Origin of the sequence: Enterococcus sp. AZ167, assembly GCF_051714025.1 — a bacterium.
In the GTDB taxonomy this organism is placed as follows: domain Bacteria; phylum Bacillota; class Bacilli; order Lactobacillales; family Enterococcaceae; genus Enterococcus_D; species Enterococcus_D casseliflavus.
Genome location: NZ_JBIORB010000001.1, coordinates 1,780,774 through 1,798,281, shown reverse-complemented (window position 1 = coordinate 1,798,281; position 17,508 = coordinate 1,780,774). Strand labels below are relative to the sequence as shown.

Sequence of the window (17,508 nt, the reverse complement as noted above, 5' to 3'; positions counted from 1 at the left end):
TATCTATTAGAAGATAGCGATTCGTTAATAATTCTTTTTAAATTTTGAATAGGTGTTTTTTACAATGATAACGATCAAATTGACCACCATCGACAAACAAAGCGTCCCTAAGAGAATAGCTAGGATCACACCTAATGCGTCTCTTAGAAAGCTGAAGATCGCTTCAATGATAAACATGGTTTTTCCTCCTTTTCTCATCGTCTATTTTTTCTGACAATTGCAAAAACAGATTCCTTGAGCAATAACTACCCAAAGACTTTGCCCTGCGGGGTACAAGCCTCAGTTTCTTGAGAACCCGTCGCTTCAAAATTGAGTATACTTTATAAATGATGAAAAAACGTTTCTATTTTTTACAATCGGAGAAAAAATCGGAAATGTTAAGAATAACGACATTTTTTCTGATTTTTCTTCGATTTACATGAATAATCGTATCAGGTTGCATAAAAAAAAGTAAAATAATAACAAAAAATCGAAACGTGAGAAAAGATACTATCTTGTAACTTTATAACCGTAAGTGAATTCAAAAACCTTGCTGCACCAAGTCTTTAAAACGTAAAGACTTGGTGCAGCTCTTTTGTTTCTCGCTGTGACGAGGTTTACAAAATGACTGACATTATTTTTCCGGAAAAAGCATAATTGCATAAAAATCAATGCGGATTAAAACCGTTTTATAACAAAGATAGTAAGCGCATTTTTAGCTCGATGACAAAATTTTTTGTGATGCTGGGAGAAAGCATCAGTGGATGTTTTGACAATAAGCCGATCGACATGTGGGGATCAGGCAAAGGAAGCGAGACGATTTTTACTCGAGCATAAGTTTGCTCAATGATGGAACGAGGGATCAGACTGAAGTATCCAGTTCGTTCGATCAAGTAAGGAATCGTACTGATATTGCTGACAGACTCCCAATGGATCGAAGGAACCTGATTGTCAAGATAGCTTTCAATTTTTGTGCGAGCTGGACAATCAGACTTGGAACGATAGAGATGGCTCCCTTCAAGGTCGGCTAGCTTATTGATGATTAATGGGTTTGAGATTGAGGTAATGCAGCAAAGCTCTTCTTGAAACAATTCCTCGTAGGCAAAATGTTTCTCGTGAGGAAGTGAGCATAAGGCGAAATCAATTCGGTTTTCATTTAGTGCATTGGCTAATTCCAGTGTTGAGCCCACGATGATCTCGAAGTTTATTTTTGGATAGTGCTGCGAAAAATCGTGAAGCAGTGCAGGCAAAACCAAAATGTCATAGGGTTGAAGGATGCCCATCCGCAACGAATACTCGACCGTATGGGAAGCATTGATCAACTGTTCTTTGACCCGCTCCCAGTGGGCAATCAGTTCGGGTACTTCCTGTTTCAACAATTCGCCTTCCAAGGTCAATACATTGCTTTTTCCTTCCAAAAATAACGCTACTTCTAATTCGTCTTCTAACTTTTTGATATGGTTCGTAACGGTCGACTGGGCATAGTTTAGTTTGGCGGCAGCTCTAGTAAACGTACCTTCCTCGACGATTGTTTTGAAGGATTGCAGCTCCTTGATAAAATCCACGTTTGTTCCCCTCTCTTTTTACCTATTATACAAAAAAGGAGCGGGGAGAAAATTTCTTTTTTTTCTAGTAAATAAAAAAATTAGATACAAAAGTTATTTAAAACATGCAGTCTGTTATGACCGTATGTTTCTTTGCTTTTAAAATAACACTTCTCACAGCTGGGGCTAAAAATAGCCGCTAAAATTTCTTTCATTAAAAATTCACGAAGCAGGCAACTTTTCAGGGATTACGAACAGCACATAAAAACAAGACAGTGGCTTTCTCCGCTGCGCTTGAATGGAAAAGCGTTTATTAGGAAAGGAATCTTGCAAAAAAGGTCTGATTTTTTTCTGATGTGAAAAAAATAGACACGCTAAGAGAAAAGAAAAATGGATACTTAGGAAAGGGTCAAAATAGCAAACCGCGCAATGAAAAACTGGCGGCGCTTCCTTCAAGAAGGCCGTCAGTTTCCTTAGGTCAACGAATCGGTGTGATTCTTGGCTGAATCAGCTGTTCAATCGTTTTGTGGATGATCGTCCAGTCCGAAAGGGTGGGGACATTTGAAATGCGTAGTTGCTGAAATTTGGTGTTGCTTTTCAGATGCAAGTCAAAATTGCTGACGATCAAATCTATTTCCCGATGGATCAATTCTTGTTCATCAGGAGCCACTTCAAAAAAGTAACTGATTTCTGTATGGTCGTTTTTAAATAATTCCGTTGATGCAGCTAAGAAAGCATCTAATCCAGCACCGCCTTGAAAAGCAAAGGCTACTTTGAGGTGTTTTTTCAGCTGGGGATTAGGCGCTAACTCGCTTAACAAAGTCAATGTGACTGCGATATGTTCCAAGTGAGTAAAGGAAAAGAAGCGGCTTTGATCGTTGAAAGGTTTCAACCACTCATTCCAAGCAAGGTAATCCGTCTTGAATGTCGTTTCAACAAAGGCTTTGATCTGCGGATCAGCAAACTCATAATTGGCAGAAATCATCGTCAGCAGGCGAAGATTCACGAGATACGCGATGATCTTGTGGGCGGCTGCAGGTGGAATAGCGACGCCAGATTTCTCTAAAAAGGCAGCCGCTTCTGCAATAATTTCTGGTCTTTCTGTATGGTGAAAAATGTAATCCGCATCGCTTTCGCCGTTGATGTCCATCGTACTATAGGAAAGACAATGGAGCGCATTGACAAAGATCCAAAGCAGTTCTTGTTGCGGCAAGTGGATGATTCGGTATTTTTTCAAGTAATGTTCGTTTAATATTTCTGAGAAAATAGCGAAGCGTTCTTTCTCCAATAGATTGCGTTCTAAAGACGGCGGCAAGGTCAAAAAGTAAGAATAGCGCCACCTACGCTTGGCGATACTTAGCCACAGAGCAAGTCGGTAATGGCTGTAATGCAAATCTTTCGTGTTGGCTTCCTTGGCTTTTTGGACCAGCAGGCGGGCATCCGCGGGACTATCCTTATCTAAAATCGTGCTATCGCCATAAGCAGAAAAAAAGACGAACAGACAAAATCGGATGTCCGCTTCGGTACCAATAAAGTCAAGATGATTCGTGGCAATAGTTACAGAATAGGTTTGCAACGACTTGTTCATGTAGCTGATCGTCCGTAAAAGATGACTGCGAGAATAACCGAATTCAATCGTTGCTCGGTGAATAGAGTATTTTTTATTATCAATAATACTCGTCATGATTTTAAACTCCAGCGTTTCCATCCCCAGGTATTGGATGGCAGAATTGATGGAAGCGTTCGGCGCATAAGCGATCGAGACGATGTTCGTTTCTGAGAGTGTGATCTTGACCAGGTCTTTTGGCAAACTGTCACTTAAAATACTCAGCTCTTTGGTAACTGTAGGCAAAGATAGCCCTAGTAATGTCGCCAATTCTTGTGGATGATACCCTGTCGGTGCAGCATTTAGCACTTGTAAGATTTTTACTTGTCGAGAAAATGCTTTGTCCCGATGCAAGTTGATAGATAAATTTTCTAACATTGAAGTCACCACCTATCCATTGAAATTACGCTCGTTTTAAGTAAATTATATAATACTCTGCGCCAATCAAGAAGTCTTATCCCTTGAAAATTGGCGGATTTCATGTTAATGGTGCGCCGCATGTTTCATCGAGTGTGAAACAGTCATTGAAAACAGCTTTTTAGAAAAAACAACCTTGCCAGTTGCAGACCTAAAACGCTTGGATAGATTGGTCCAAAGATAAGTGTGAATAACGTTGGGGAAAAGAAAAAGGAGAAAAAATGAAAATGAAAAAACGCGTAGTTATAAGTAAGAGCGCTTTAGTAGGGATGCTGATTTTAGGGACAACCTTTCCAAGCACATGGCCGATCGCTCAGGCAACAGAAACACAACAAACAGAGCAGCAAACACCATCCATAGACTCATCGGTTCCCTTGCTGGCAGATTCAACAGGAAGCATGGACTCAGGAGAAAAGACAGATTCCCAAGAAGGAAATGCTGACGTCGTATCTTCCGAAACAACCGCAAGTGAAGTGGTGACTACCCCTTCAAACCCAGAAACAAATCAATCTAACGCATCTGATACTGCAGAAAAAACTCAAATTTCAGTTACTGCCCCATCTGCTGAAACCATTGTAGAATCTACGGATAGTCAACCTTTCGCTGCAGAATCAACGAAGAGTATCGAGAGTTTCAACTACGATCTGACTGTAGAATATGATCCGATCAAGTATAAAGCACTGGTTTTGGATTTGCCAATCCCGGAAAAATACGCACACCAAACACTATACCAAGACCCGCAGCTGACAGAAGATTTTTATGTCTACAAAACGGATAAGGTATACATGCTGGTGGGGCTATGGTATACAAGTGAAGTGACTGGTACCAATCAATTAAATATATCTTGGACAAGCTTCACAGGTTTTACGATCAACTATTACGGTTTAACAGCGGTTTTAGAATATACCGACGTTAACGGAAACCTTTTGTTCACGGCGACATATAATGTTCGCTTTACGAATAGCCATTTGACGGTTAAATATGTGGATGAATCAGGGATGGAAATCTATCCTTCTCAAACCATCCATAATAGCACCAATGAACCCTATAATGTCTCTACAAGTGCGTTTATTCCAGAAATTCCAGGGTACGTTCTTGATACCAATCAACTACCGACGAATGCAAAAGGGAATTTTCCTCGAGGCGAAGCGACAGTGACCTACGTCTATCAAAAAGCACCAACGGATTTCACAGCGCTATCCGTGAAAGATACCACGATTTATGAACAGGATACATGGTCAGCGGCGGATAATTTTGAACAAGCAGTCTCAAAAGAAGGAAAAATACTGACTTACGAGGAATTCCTCGCTGAGGGCGGCAGTGTGTCTGGGCAAGTCGATACTACTCAAGCGGGTACTTATACAATCAGCTACCACTTAAACAATGTAAGCAAAGAAGCAACGGTCCTCGTCAAACCTCGATTCACTACGATTACTGTTCACGATTCTTCGTTGTACGTCGGCGAAAATTGGTCCCCAGAAGATAACTTCGACCAAGCCGTCGATCGGGACAACCATCCAGTTGCTTTTGCCGATGTGAGCGTTGACGGAAGCGTGGATACCAAGAAAGCGGGGACCTATGAGGTAGTGTATCGTTATGATGGGATAGAAAGCAAAGCCATTATCACCGTCAAAGCCGATCAAACCAACGTGACTGCCCATGATAGCGAGTTGTACACAGGGGAAAACTGGACAGCCAGAGACAACTTCGATAGTGCAACGGATCGGGATGGTAAACCTGTTGAATTTGGGGATATCACTGTTACAGGCAAAGCAGATACAACAAAAGCTGGCGAATATGTGGTTATTTACAGCTATAACGGAATAGAAAGCAAAGCCCTTGTTACCGTCAAGGCGGATCAAACGACAGTCAAAGTCCACAATAGCGAGTTGTACACAGGAGAAAACTGGACAGCCAAGGACAACTTCGATAGCGCAACGGATCGAGATGGTAAACCTGTTGCTTTTGAGGATATCACTGTTACAGGGACTGTCGATACAACGCAAGCAGGCAAGTACGAGGTCACTTACAGCTATCACGGTGTAGAAAGCAAAGCCATTATCACCGTCAAAGCCGATCAAACGACAGTTAAAGTTCACGATAGCGAGTTGTACACAGGGGAACAATGGGAAGCCAAGGACAACTACGATAGTGCAACAGATAGAGACGGTTCATCTGTTGATTTTGGGGATATCACTGTCACGGGGACTGTCGATACAACGCAAGCAGGCAAGTATGAAGTCATTTACGGCTATCATGGCGTAGAAAGCAAAGCCATTATCACCGTCAAAGCCGATCAAACGACAGTTAAAGTTCACGATAGCGAGTTGTACACAGGGGAACACTGGGAAGCCAAGGACAACTTCGACAGCGCAACGGATCGGGATGGTAAACCTGTTGATTTTGGGGATATCACTGTTACAGGCAAAGCAGATACAACAAAAGCTGGCGAATACGTGGTCATTTACAGCTATCACGGTTTAAAAAGCAAAGCCACTATCACCGTAAAAGCGGATCAAACGTCCCTGAAAGTTCACGATTCAACGATCAAGCAAGGCGATGAATGGCTACCAGAAACAAACATTGATTCTGCCATGGATCGTGATGGCAAAGAAGTAGCCTTTTCAGAAGTAGAAGTCAACGGCACAGTGAACAACAACATAGTCGGTCAGTACACGGTCTCCTACCATTACGGAGCAGTGATTGCCTATGCCGTGATTACTGTACAAGCAAAAGTCAGCGAAGCGCCTAACGAAACACCTGAAGAAACGCCAACAGAAGTACCAGAAGAAAATCGTCCGGAAAGTGAGTCGCCTGTGACTGAAATCCCTGAAACTGAAGCGTCTGATCCAATAATAGAAGAACCGATCAAGACACGTCCTGAGACAGAGACGTCAGAAACAAACAATCAAGAGAGAAACGGAAAACGGCCATCAGAACAATCAGACAAACCCTCAGCAACGGAACAGAAAGCACGGATCAAAGCAAGCAAACAATCCACTGCTAAGCAACTGCCAAAAACAGGAGAAACAAGCAGTGTCTTGCTAAGTGTGACAGGTATCTTATTCTTAATCGGCGGACTGGTGTTCTTGTTCCGTAAGAAATCATGGAGAAAACAACAATAGGATCAACAGAAGAGCTAGCAGAATAAAACATACAGGACGAACAAGCTGGATGAATCGCTTATAAGAGAGAAAAAAATCGATCTTTAAGCCATCACAAACATCAGCAATGTTCGTCCTGTTTTTTATATAGTGAGCAGCCGAAAGTACGAAGTTCAACCAGCACGTGTATTTATGAAATGACCTCATCCTTCTCCAGACTAAGATAGCGATAAAAAGTCGAGCGCTTTAAGCCTGTTTGGGCACAGATATCCACAACGGCTTTTCCTTCCTTTTGATAAAGGTGCAATGCGTGTTGGATCAGTGCGGGATCGATTCGTGGACGACCGCCAATATTTCCTCTAGCACGCGCGGATTCTAAGCCTTCTTTGGTCCTCTCAACGATGATGTCTCGTTCGAATTGGCTAAAGGCTTGGAAAACAGTCATCATTAATTTTCCTTGAGGGGTTTGTGTATCAAAATTTTCTTTGATACTGATGACTTTTACCCCTTTCTTTTCAAAAAAGTAGACGAGATCAATCAGGTCTTTGGTACTTCTTCCTAGCCGCGAGAAACTTTCAATAATGATTTTATCGTTTTCTTTCACTCGTTTTTTTAGTTTATTTAATTCAGGACGATTTGCGCGTACACCACTGATCTTTTCAGTATAAATTTTGTTGCATTCATACCGGTCAAGTAAATCCAATTGACGAGAGAGATCCTGTTGTCTTGTGGATACACGGGCGTATCCATAAACCATATTTGTCATACAAATTCCTCCAGTTGCACAAAAAGAGTCTACATAGAGAATACCTTGTTTGTTCACTTAAGTACATATTCTAACACCAACTTAAGTAAATTTGGGAAATAGGAAGGTTTTTTTATAGACGCAAATATTGTACTATAGAAAAGAAACCAGTCGGTGAAGGAGAAACACGGAGGGCAAAATGAGAGAATTGCAGTTAAATTTTATGCTAAACAAAACGACCGTTCGATGGCTTCAAATGTTAAATACCTTTGAGCGAGAACGGACTTGTTCCATCGCAAGTTTAGCCAACAAGCTTGATGTGACCCAACGGACGATCAGCTCTGACATCAAGGAATTGAAAACCTATCTGCAGGAGGCAGCGGAATTTACTCTTGAAGCCAATGGCTATCATTTTAGGGAAACTGATCCGAAAAGATACTTGTCTCAAAAAAAGGAGCTTGTTGCAGAAGAAGGCATGTATCAAATCGTGGAAGCCATTTTCCACGGGGAATTCTGTTCGGTTGAAGAGTGGGCGCAGCGCTTATATGTATCAGAAAGTACGATGCGTCGTTATTTGAATACCGCTTCTGCGACGTTACGAAAGTATCATTTAGAGTGGATCTTGCAACCGGTGAATTTGAGTGGATCAGAAGCCAATATTCGCAAGTTTTTTAAAGATTTTTATTATGAATCAGATGTCACGCCGCATACGCTCTTGCCCCCCAAAGAACTGATCGCGTTAGTCAGTGATGCCTTGTCAAAAATTCCCACAGCGCTGGTGAATACAGGCGTTTCTCCGAGTGATTTTTATTATAGTTTGTATATTACGATCAAGCGCTATCAACTGGGAAAGACTGTTCAGATTCCTCGATCGTTGGCAGCAATCGTCGAAACGCATGAGGCGTTTGCGATAATGAAGAACTTAGCGCCTAAAATCGAAGCGCTATACCGAGTAAGACTACCGCAACAAGAAATGATGTGGCTTTATTTAGTGACCGTGATGAAACGAACTTTGACCGAGCCTGAAAAAGAGCAGCAATTCGTTGCAGCGTTTGGGCTGTATCCTGAACTCGAAGAACTGAGTCAGCGCTTCGTGCAAGAATGGGGCATTTCCTTTCAAGAGCCTCAACAGGTCCAGACGATGATCCACGCCTTTTTCCTGTCAAAGAAAATCAATGAGCAGCTGGCGCCCGTTTTAAATCACTTGCTAACAGAAGTAAAAACTGAAGCGCAAAAGCATGGTTCTGCTGCTTATCAAAAAAATCTGGCATTTATGAAGCAGCACCAAGCGATTCTAGGGGTCAAACAGGAGTATCTGTCAGATGTTTGTGCGGCACTGACCCTTTACAGTGAAGCAATCAGGGAGCTTTATGCTCAAAAAGTCAAACGGATCGCGTTGATAATAGAAGGTGATCTCTATGCCTGTCACACGATTCGTGCGCGCTTCTTGCGTTATGTCGGCAATGATCATCGGGTATTTTTTCCAAAAATCAATGAATTGACGAGCGATTATTTGAAGGAAAACGCCATTGATCTTGTGGTCACGAATTATAGTGAATATTTATCAGAGTTCATCTTATCGACTGATTCTCTTTTACTCAAAGCAATCCCCGATCATCAAGATTGGCTAAGAGTGATTGAAAAAATCGATCCTCAGTTAGGGCAAGCGTTAAGCGTTCCCACAACCTAATCCACGTGTTGCAACACAGCATGACGAGGACATGGGTGGATAGATCAAAGAGAAAAGCCGCAACCGTTACGATCGACGGGTGCGGCTTTTATTCGTTTGTCTAATAAAAAAGGGAGTTATCTGAAAATATGCCCACTATTCCTGAATACCAAAAGATTGGGTTATTTTGGTGAAAGAACAGCCTACGCGAAAATAATTAGTTGGCATTTACTAGTTTATCAAAAATCGCTTCAAAGGTTTTGAACGTATCACTGTCTAACTGACACAGCCATAAAAGGTAGCTTTTTTCTTTGAATGTCCATTCGATTGAAGGGTAAGAGGCAATCAAGGCTTGGTATTTCTCTCGTTGTTCACTGGTAGCTAATAACCAGCGCTTCTCAAAAATCTTTTTCTCTTCCATTTTTTATCTATCCCCCATAAAGAAACGTTGCCTGAAACTTCACTAACGGGCAACGTAAATCTAATGATATGCAGATCTACGTTTAGTATACCAAAGAAAAATGAATTTTTTTAGAAGATGTGTAAAATTACATATAATTTCTTTTATTTTGCTTTTTTCTGACATTTTTTATAGAAAAGAAGCATTCTGTTGAAGATAACTGTTGATAAAAATGTTTCAGACAATGCTAAGAATGAGTAGGCAAAAACAATGTATCCATCGTATTGAGTCAAGTGGTTACAGGTAATAACATAAATGGACGATCCTTTTTAAATCATAAGGAATCGTCTTTTTTTATAACGCTTTTTTTTGCACAAACTTTCAAAATGCCTTATTTGAAAAGAAAATGAAAATCAATTTATTCACACAGGTTTGCAAATCTTGATTTATTGCTCGATGAGCAACCGTGTTAAATTTAACCTCGATTAAAACAATAAAATTTCGTCAAAAAAACATCTTTTTTTAGAGCTCATCTATGATATTTAGTGAGTTTCTATCGAATAGGTTGTTCCAATAAGGTCTAAGACAGATTTTTTTTAAGGGAGTAAGAAAGGACGCGTGATAAAAGTGAAATGAATCTTTAACGTACGAAAGAATAGAGAAGCAGGGGTGACTTATGAATAACTAATTTAGTGATGAAGTCACAGGTTTGTTAATGATCAGTCATCGGACAATGTTCTCCATTCTAGCAGCGGTGATTGGCTCAGAAGAAAATGCGAAGTCATTCTATGACAAACTACCTGATGAGGAAGGATGAATTCGTACAAGCATCATTAACCGGAGAACATGAAGAAATACAACGATAGAAAGATATATAGGTTGAGTTGGAAGGGAAAATAAAATGAAAAACAATTTTAAATTGAAAGCAACAGGTTTATTACTCGTTTGCCAAATGACTTTATCATCATTACTAGTGGTAGCGATGGCACAAGAGCACGAGGATTTGGAAGAAAATTATAACATAGAAAAACTAGTGGATGGGTTAGAAGAGAAGCAGCCAGAGGCAGCAAAACAAGCTGAAAATGAACCAGTCGATCCACAAGAACAACATTTAGCACCAGATGATACCCAAAAGTCAGAAGCTAGGGATATGACGGACACAAACGCATTATCTGAACAAGTACTACAGATGAATACTCAAGGAAGCCCCATCTATTCTTTGAAGGGTATTAACAAAAGAGAAACACTCAATACAACTGGAAGTAGTGCTTATATTTTTAATGTATGGATAGAGGAAGATGCGAATGGGTTACCTGTATTCAATCATGATATCAGTAAGCATTTCATAAATTATGGCGCGAGGGTTACATTTAGCAATGGACAGTCGGCTCAGACATTTAAAAATGCTGCGACAGGCTCCCATATGATTTGGCAAGTAAATTTAAATGACCAATTGAGACCGAGACGTGGTGATACTTATACGATCAGAGATCTTAATCCATCAGGTAATCCGATCCATGCGGCAGCTACCGGCGTCTTGATGGAAGATCGCTATTATGAAGATGATCGCCAATTCGGGCAAAGTGTCTATGATCTTTTTGTAGGGGATACTTTTGAGCAACTACAAGAAGGTGTAACACAGCAAACAATTGCATCAACAAGAAGTAACTTAGAGGAACAAATGTTTCCTAGTGAAGAGAAGCAAAGATTGATTGAGGGGCTGGATTTCTTGGAAGAGTTCATCTGCCAAGACGATCTTTTTTAATTGTTCGGAGACAACGACAGTTTCTCCCGCTTGATGACGCTCAAGGATAATATACAACCAATAACTGATATACCAAAATGAAGCTGTATTATTGGTTTTGCCGCGTATATTGCGAAAAAAATCTAAGACGATATTTTGCACAGCAATGGTTGGACGTACCGTATGAGGCGTAGCATCCGACTCATAATAAAAGGCATGGAAAAATTTGCGAATATCCGCTTCTGATCCGATCAGACGGAAATTCTTATGATCAACAGATAACTGAAAGGGCTTCAGGGCTTTTTCAAAAAGTGTCAAATAGCGTAAAAGGGAACTCTCAGAAAGATAAAAATAGTCTGCCCATTCGGAAACTGTCCGATATTCTCCCTTAAACAGATGCTCAAGAATAACGAATAACGGTTCATTCTGAAGGAGCGCTCGTTTTCGTTCCAGATATTCTTTCGGTAGTAATTCATGAAGAGAATAGCCATTCGACGTGGATTCGATCATTAGCGTACTTCCAAAGTAGTTCCGTAGCCCCTCCATATCATAAATGATCGTGCGCCGCGAACTCTGGACAGCTTTTGACAACTCACGATTCGAAAGGGTCTTATGCCGTTCCAAAAGATTCAATAGTTTCAACCAACGATTGGTGGTCGTAGAAGTAATAAACGTCATCTGAAAATTATTCATTCGTAACACTCCCATACGGTCTGTTTGATGGATCATCGCTCACGTCTGATTATGGAATATGGATACGGGCAAGGCAAGGGAAAGGTTTTTAGATTTAAATTATCGAAATGGGCGCAGAGTATAAGGAGAATTTCACCAATTCAACTTTGCTTTCCCTAGCTTTCATTGTATATTTAGGTGAAAGCGTATTTAGGAGGTAGCACGAATGGAAAATAAAGGAACCTCAGTCAGAAGTCTTTTGTTGCGCTATTTAAATAATCAGAAAAAACAAGACAATAATTACTTTATTGCACAGGCGATTCTAAGAAGTTTTTCGAAAATCCCTAAGATGACCATTTATGAACTCGCAGAAGAATGCTTTGTGTCGACTGCAGCGATTTCGCGATTCATTCGAATTTTGGCTTTTTCATCTTATACGGAATTCAAACAAGCGGTTGAAAAAGAGATCGATATCGTCAGCGATTATTCCAAAAAAGTGATCCAGCCCGTGGAACAAAGGGAGAAATTTCTGGACGAATTCACCTCAAATCTTTTGATCAATTTGAGGTACGCCAAAGAACATCTCTCGATTTCAGAACTTGAAACAGTGGTCTCTGCGATCTATGAAACAGAAAACGTTGCAGTGTTTGGCTTAGAATTTGCTGCTTTTATGGGACAGCATTTGCAAAGCAAATTAGCAAGCATGGATAAAATTATTCGGATTGGTTTTACAGTGGAAGAGCAATTAAAAATTGTGGAAGAAAGCTCGCCAGATAGCTTGGTTTTGATTTTTTCGATGGAGGGTGGTTTCTTTTACTTTAGTGAAAAAGTGATTGCAGCATTGAAGAAAAAGGGAATCAAAATTATCGTCTTTACGTTTAAGCATTCTCCAATCATTGAGCGAAGTGCAGACCAAATTATCCTCTGTGGAGAGATCAACGAAAACACCGAAGGACGGATTGCTATTCTATACACGATGGAGTTACTGATTTATATGTATATGAAAAAGTTCTATTTGCCTCAATAGTTTCATATTTTGAAACAAGACCTTTGGATTTGAAACCAGAGGTCTTGTTTTGTTGTCGTTAGAATTAATTCTGAATGGTATCGTTTTCTTATAAGGGAAAGGTGGAAGGAACAATGGTTAAAAAAGATTTTTATTGGGGGGCATCAACCTCAGCATTTCAAGTAGAAGGAGGCTTTGGTGAAGGTGGAAAAGGGATTGCAACAACAGATGTGCGTCACGTACCGGAGGGAATTGCAGATTCGAAGATCGCGTCCGATCACTATCATCATCTAAGCGAAGACATTGAATTAATGGCAGACTTAGGGATCGATCTCTATCGTTTTTCGTTCAATTGGACACGTGTCATGGGTGATGGTGATCAGCCGAATCAAGAAGGCATCGATTTTTATAATCGTTTGATTGATGGGTGTCTTGAAAAAGGAATCACACCTTTTCCTACCCTCTATCATTTTGAAATGCCGCAAGCATTGGTAACCAAATTTGGCGGATGGAAATCAAGAAAATGTATTGATTACTTTGTTGCTTATGCAAAAGTTTGCTTTCAGCATTTCGGTGATCGAGTCAAGTTGTGGGGAACGATCAACGAGCAATTGATCGTCACAGCAGCTTCTGATTTAAATGGCAATCACGAAACGGATGCAGATGAAAAAATGAAGCAGATGTATCAAATGAGTTACAATATGTCGCTAGCTGAGAAAAAGACAATTCAAGTTTTTCGAAAAATCGTAAGAGATGGGAAAATTGGACCGGTGTGCTCTATGCAAGTTGTTTATCCTGAAACACCTTCGCCAAGGAACATCTTAGCAGCTAAGAACGCCGAAGACTTTTTACAAAATTGTTTTCTCGACATGTCAGTATTCGGCGAGTACCCGAAAAGCTACTGCAATTATTTGAATGAGAAAGGTTGGTATCCAGAAACGGAACCAGCTGATCAAGAAATTTTGAAGAAGAATAAACCAGATCTTATAGGGATAAACTATTACTGTAGTACCTGTATACGTGCCGTTGAACCGGGAGAAGATACAAGCAAACTACCACCATTTTATCGAAATGAGCGATTTACCTTAGGGAACAATCCTTATTTAACGAAGACGAAATGGATGGAATTTGGTATTGACCCTGAAGGATTATATATAGGTATGCGGTCGATTTATGAAAAATACCAATTACCAATGATGGTGACTGAAAACGGTTTAGCGTATTCTGATCGTATTGAAGATGGGCAAATTCACGATGTCTATCGTATTGATTACTTAGAACAGCATATTAAGCAATGTGAGCGTTTTATGGAGGAAGGATATCCTTTATTGGGTTATAGTCCTTGGTCACTACTTGATCTGGTTAGTTCACACCAAGGGTTTAAAAAGCGATATGGTTTGATTTTTGTTGATCGCACAGATGAAGATCCAAAAGAATGTCGACGAATTCCCAAAGACAGTTACTATTGGTACCAAAATAAAATAAAAAACACTAAAAAGGGGTAAGAAAAATGAATGCATTTATCCACTTTATGGAAAAAAGATTTATTCCCGTTGCGAATAAAATTTCTTCGAATCGCTATTTAAAAAGTGTGAGTACAGGTTCGATGTCATTACTAGGCGTTATTATGTTAGGTGCCATCTTTACAGTTATTTCTAGTTTAAGCTGGGAACCGTATCAAAACTTTCTATCAGTGACCAACATTGGGACAGTAATGAATTATATTCCAGCTTACACAATTGATTTATTAGGTTTGTATATGGCATTTAGTATTGCCTACTGTGGAGCAGGAATATTCGGGATCAAAGAACAAGCCTTGGGGACGGGGTTCATCTCATTGGTATGTTTCCTGTTATTAACGCCACTCACTGAAAATCCCGAAGCAAGAGCTTCATTTTTAAGTACCAATTATTTAGGCGCGCGCGGGGTCTTCGTGGCAATTTTCGTTTCACTGATCACGATTCAACTGATGAAATTGTTTGTGGAAAAAAATATTACGATCAAAATGCCCGATGGGGTGCCAGAAATGGTGACCAAGTCATTTACTTCTTTAATTCCAGCAGTTGTGATTGCGTCACTTTTTGGAATTGTTAAATTTGGTTTTAGCGTAACTAGTTATAATTCAGCGACAGATTTTGTTTATACATTGCTTCAAGAACCATTGCAGCGATTGACGGGTTCCTTAACTGCCTTTTTGATTCTTATTTTGATCTCGAATCTCTTATGGTTTTTCGGGATTCATGGTTCAATGACCGTATTGCCGATTCTCATGCCGATTTTCTTGGGTTATCTTGCAGACAATAGTGCTGCTGTGGCGGCGGGAGAAGCAGTCCCTCATGCCATTAATTTTGGGTTATACGATTTGGCATGTTTAGGGGGGAGCGGTGCAACGATTGGTTTAGTGACTGACATGTTTTTATTTTCCAAGAGTAAGCGCTACAAATCATTTTCAAAAATCGTATTTCCAAGCGGTCTTTTTGGTGTAAATGAACCAGTTGTCTTTGGAATGCCGGTAATGTTGAATGTGATGCTTTTGATTCCGTTCTTATTGACGCCATTAGTGATCACTTCTCTTGGGTACGCATTGATTTCTATGGGAATCATTACCGCACCGATTGGCATCCTAGGGGCGGGCTCGTTACCTCCGCTGATCCACGGCATCGTTCAAGGGAGTCTCTCTTTTGGTATCTATCAACTATTTGCAGTTGCTATTTCTATGGCTATCTATTACCCGTTCTTTAAAACCTTAGATAATCAAGCAGTTCAAGAAGAACGTTTAGCACAAGAACAAGCTGGATAAGAAACTCGCACAGGATTTACAGTTAACCATAATAACAACAAACGAGCGCAAGAGTGAAGTGATTCTTGCGCTCGTCGTCTGTGAAACTATCGATTGGAGGACAACTCAGTGAGAGAGACAAGAGAAACACTTTTCAAATTTACAGAGACAAGGAAAAAACAAATTCAGAAGATCGTAGAAAACATGTCAGTTATGGAAAAAATTGGTCAGCTTTTTTTCGTGATTGGACAATCAGGTTCTGTAAAGGAATTGACGGCTTTTATTAAGAAATACCAACCGGGTGGAATGATGTATCGCCCCGACAATGCTGAAAAATTGAAGGATCAGCTAAGAGCAGTCCAAGATGCTAGCACAATACCGTTATTTCTTTCAGCAAATTTAGAGTCAGGTGGGAATGGTATTCTTACGGAAGGGACATGGGTCGGTAATCCTATGCAGATCGCCGCTACAGATTGCACCGAAAATGCCTATTACTTAGGAAAAATTGCTGGGCTGGAAGCGGCTCGAATTGGTATTAATATGGCTTTTTCACCGATTGTCGATATTGATTATAACTTCAAGAACCCAATCACGAATACTCGCACATTTGGAAGTGATCAAAAACGAATTATTCGCATGGCTCAAGCGCAGATAGACGGTTTTTCTGAGAGTAACATCATTCCAGTGATCAAGCATTTTCCTGGGGACGGTGTTGATGAAAGGGATCAACATTTACTGAGTTCGATCAATTCACTCTCCGCGAATGAGTGGATGGAATCGTATGGGACTATTTATCGCCAGTTTATTGAAAAAAACGTCAGCTGTATCATGGTGGGACACATTTATCAGCCTGCGTGGGAGCGAAAACTTTCACCAACTATCAGAGAAACCGAATTGATGCCTGCTTCTTGCTCGAAACTTCTAGTTAACGGGTTACTAAGAGATACACTGGGCTTCAATGGTTTGGCTATCACTGATGCAACACCAATGGTCGGTTACACGACGATCATGCCTCATAGAGAGCGACTCGTTGCTTCAATCAATGCAGGAATCGATATGTTGCTTTTTAATAAAAATATTGATGAAGATTATGAAGTGATCGCATCTGCTGTAAAAGAGGGAAGCATTCGTATGGAACGTTTGGATGAAGCAGTCGCACGAATTTTAGCAGTCAAGATGTACCATGGTTTATTTACTGAAGTAAGGGAAGAGACAGTCAATAGTACTCCTAAAAGTGTCATCGATCGTACTGAATATCAGTGGGTAACGAAAAAAATTGCTGATGAGTCGATTACATTGGTCAAAGACAGAGAAAAACACTTACCACTCACCCCACAACGATACCCTCGAATCCGTCTCGTTATTTTGGGTGATTCTGACGACGGTGGATTTAAAGAGGGAGGACGAGTGGGTCCGCTTTTTAAAGCTGGATTAGAAGCTGCTGGATTTGAAGTCAACCTTTTCGATAATCAACAATTGGATTTCCAAGAGGTTTTCGAGGCAGGGGTTGAGGATCTTGGAAATAAATTTGATTTGGCATTGTATGTTGCTAATGTTGAGACCGCCAGCAATCAGACAACAGTTCGTTTGGATTGGAATCATTTGATGGCCGCAAATGCTCCCTGGTATGAAAAGGATCTCCCTACCATTTTTGTTTCTACTGCCAATCCCTATCACTTATTTGACATCCCTTATGTTTCAACTTTTATCAATGCGTATACAGGAAATCCAGAAACAGTGGAGGCTGTAATCCAGAAATTGCTAGGGAAAGAACCGTTTAAAGGTAAGAGCCCGATCGATCCATTTTGTGGGGACTTTTTAGCTAGAGCAAAATAACTTTTAT

The 17,508-nt window shown here is 40.4% G+C and carries 13 protein-coding genes; 7 read left to right on the top strand and 6 right to left on the bottom strand.

All coding sequences use genetic code 11. The features are described 5' to 3' along the window. Positions 1-24 precede the first annotated feature (24 nt). The 3 genes from IGJ05_RS08420 to IGJ05_RS08410 form a co-directional block, all read right to left on the bottom strand. Positions 25-177 carry a hypothetical protein gene (locus tag IGJ05_RS08420; protein ID WP_179135471.1) on the bottom strand — a complete coding sequence of 51 codons (153 nt, stop codon included), beginning with the start codon at positions 175-177 and terminating at the stop codon, positions 25-27. 491 nt (positions 178-668) lie between these two features. Further along, complete coding sequence (locus IGJ05_RS08415; RefSeq protein ID WP_194185672.1) at positions 669-1,544, bottom strand: LysR family transcriptional regulator; 876 nt, start codon at positions 1,542-1,544, stop codon at positions 669-671. A gap of 457 nt (positions 1,545-2,001) precedes the next feature. Continuing rightward, positions 2,002-3,507: a helix-turn-helix domain-containing protein gene (locus tag IGJ05_RS08410; protein ID WP_016609732.1), complete on the bottom strand. Its 1,506-nt coding sequence runs from the start codon at positions 3,505-3,507 to the stop codon at positions 2,002-2,004. A 266-nt stretch (positions 3,508-3,773) separates the two neighbouring features. On the opposite strand from IGJ05_RS08410, the gene IGJ05_RS08405 reads away from it, so the two are divergent. Beyond that, positions 3,774-6,671, top strand: coding sequence for a bacterial Ig-like domain-containing protein (locus tag IGJ05_RS08405; RefSeq protein WP_266167281.1), 2,898 nt, complete (start codon positions 3,774-3,776; stop codon positions 6,669-6,671). Positions 6,672-6,840: 169 nt separating this feature from the next. On the opposite strand, the gene IGJ05_RS08400 is transcribed toward IGJ05_RS08405, so the two are convergent. Further along, on the bottom strand, positions 6,841-7,416 hold the full coding sequence (locus IGJ05_RS08400) for a recombinase family protein (RefSeq protein ID WP_005227582.1): 576 nt from the start codon (positions 7,414-7,416) through the stop codon (positions 6,841-6,843). Between the two features lie 178 nt (positions 7,417-7,594). Here IGJ05_RS08400 and IGJ05_RS08395 point away from each other — a divergent pair, with 178 nt between their 5' ends. Next, positions 7,595-9,085: a helix-turn-helix domain-containing protein gene (locus IGJ05_RS08395; RefSeq protein WP_266167280.1), complete on the top strand. Its 1,491-nt coding sequence runs from the start codon at positions 7,595-7,597 to the stop codon at positions 9,083-9,085. A 196-nt stretch (positions 9,086-9,281) separates the two neighbouring features. Here the strand turns inward: IGJ05_RS08395 and IGJ05_RS08390 are convergent, their stop codons facing one another. Beyond that, positions 9,282-9,485, bottom strand: a complete 204-nt coding sequence (locus IGJ05_RS08390; protein WP_081116967.1) for a hypothetical protein — start codon at positions 9,483-9,485, stop codon at positions 9,282-9,284. Between the two features lie 880 nt (positions 9,486-10,365). On the opposite strand from IGJ05_RS08390, the gene IGJ05_RS08385 reads away from it, so the two are divergent. Continuing rightward, a complete protein-coding gene (locus tag IGJ05_RS08385; RefSeq protein ID WP_438725150.1) occupies positions 10,366-11,229 on the top strand; it encodes a hypothetical protein in 864 nt (287 codons plus the stop codon). On the opposite strand, the gene IGJ05_RS08380 is transcribed toward IGJ05_RS08385, so the two are convergent. Then, positions 11,134-11,901 carry a helix-turn-helix domain-containing protein gene (locus IGJ05_RS08380; RefSeq protein ID WP_228077446.1) on the bottom strand — a complete coding sequence of 256 codons (768 nt, stop codon included), beginning with the start codon at positions 11,899-11,901 and terminating at the stop codon, positions 11,134-11,136. The genes IGJ05_RS08385 and IGJ05_RS08380 overlap by 96 nt on opposite strands. Before the next feature lie 205 nt (positions 11,902-12,106). Between IGJ05_RS08380 and IGJ05_RS08375 the strand changes: the two genes are divergently transcribed. The 4 genes from IGJ05_RS08375 to IGJ05_RS08360 all read left to right on the top strand — a co-directional run bounded on the left by IGJ05_RS08375 (position 12,107) and on the right by IGJ05_RS08360 (position 17,501). Next, a complete protein-coding gene (locus IGJ05_RS08375) occupies positions 12,107-12,907 on the top strand; it encodes a MurR/RpiR family transcriptional regulator (protein WP_010748825.1) in 801 nt (266 codons plus the stop codon). 113 nt (positions 12,908-13,020) lie between these two features. Beyond that, a complete protein-coding gene (locus IGJ05_RS08370; protein ID WP_081116966.1) occupies positions 13,021-14,391 on the top strand; it encodes a glycoside hydrolase family 1 protein in 1,371 nt (456 codons plus the stop codon). Positions 14,392-14,396: 5 nt separating this feature from the next. Continuing rightward, positions 14,397-15,686, top strand: coding sequence for a PTS sugar transporter subunit IIC (locus IGJ05_RS08365; protein WP_008378054.1), 1,290 nt, complete (start codon positions 14,397-14,399; stop codon positions 15,684-15,686). A gap of 108 nt (positions 15,687-15,794) precedes the next feature. Continuing rightward, positions 15,795-17,501: a glycoside hydrolase family 3 protein gene (locus tag IGJ05_RS08360; RefSeq protein ID WP_010748826.1), complete on the top strand. Its 1,707-nt coding sequence runs from the start codon at positions 15,795-15,797 to the stop codon at positions 17,499-17,501. Positions 17,502-17,508 lie beyond the last annotated feature (7 nt).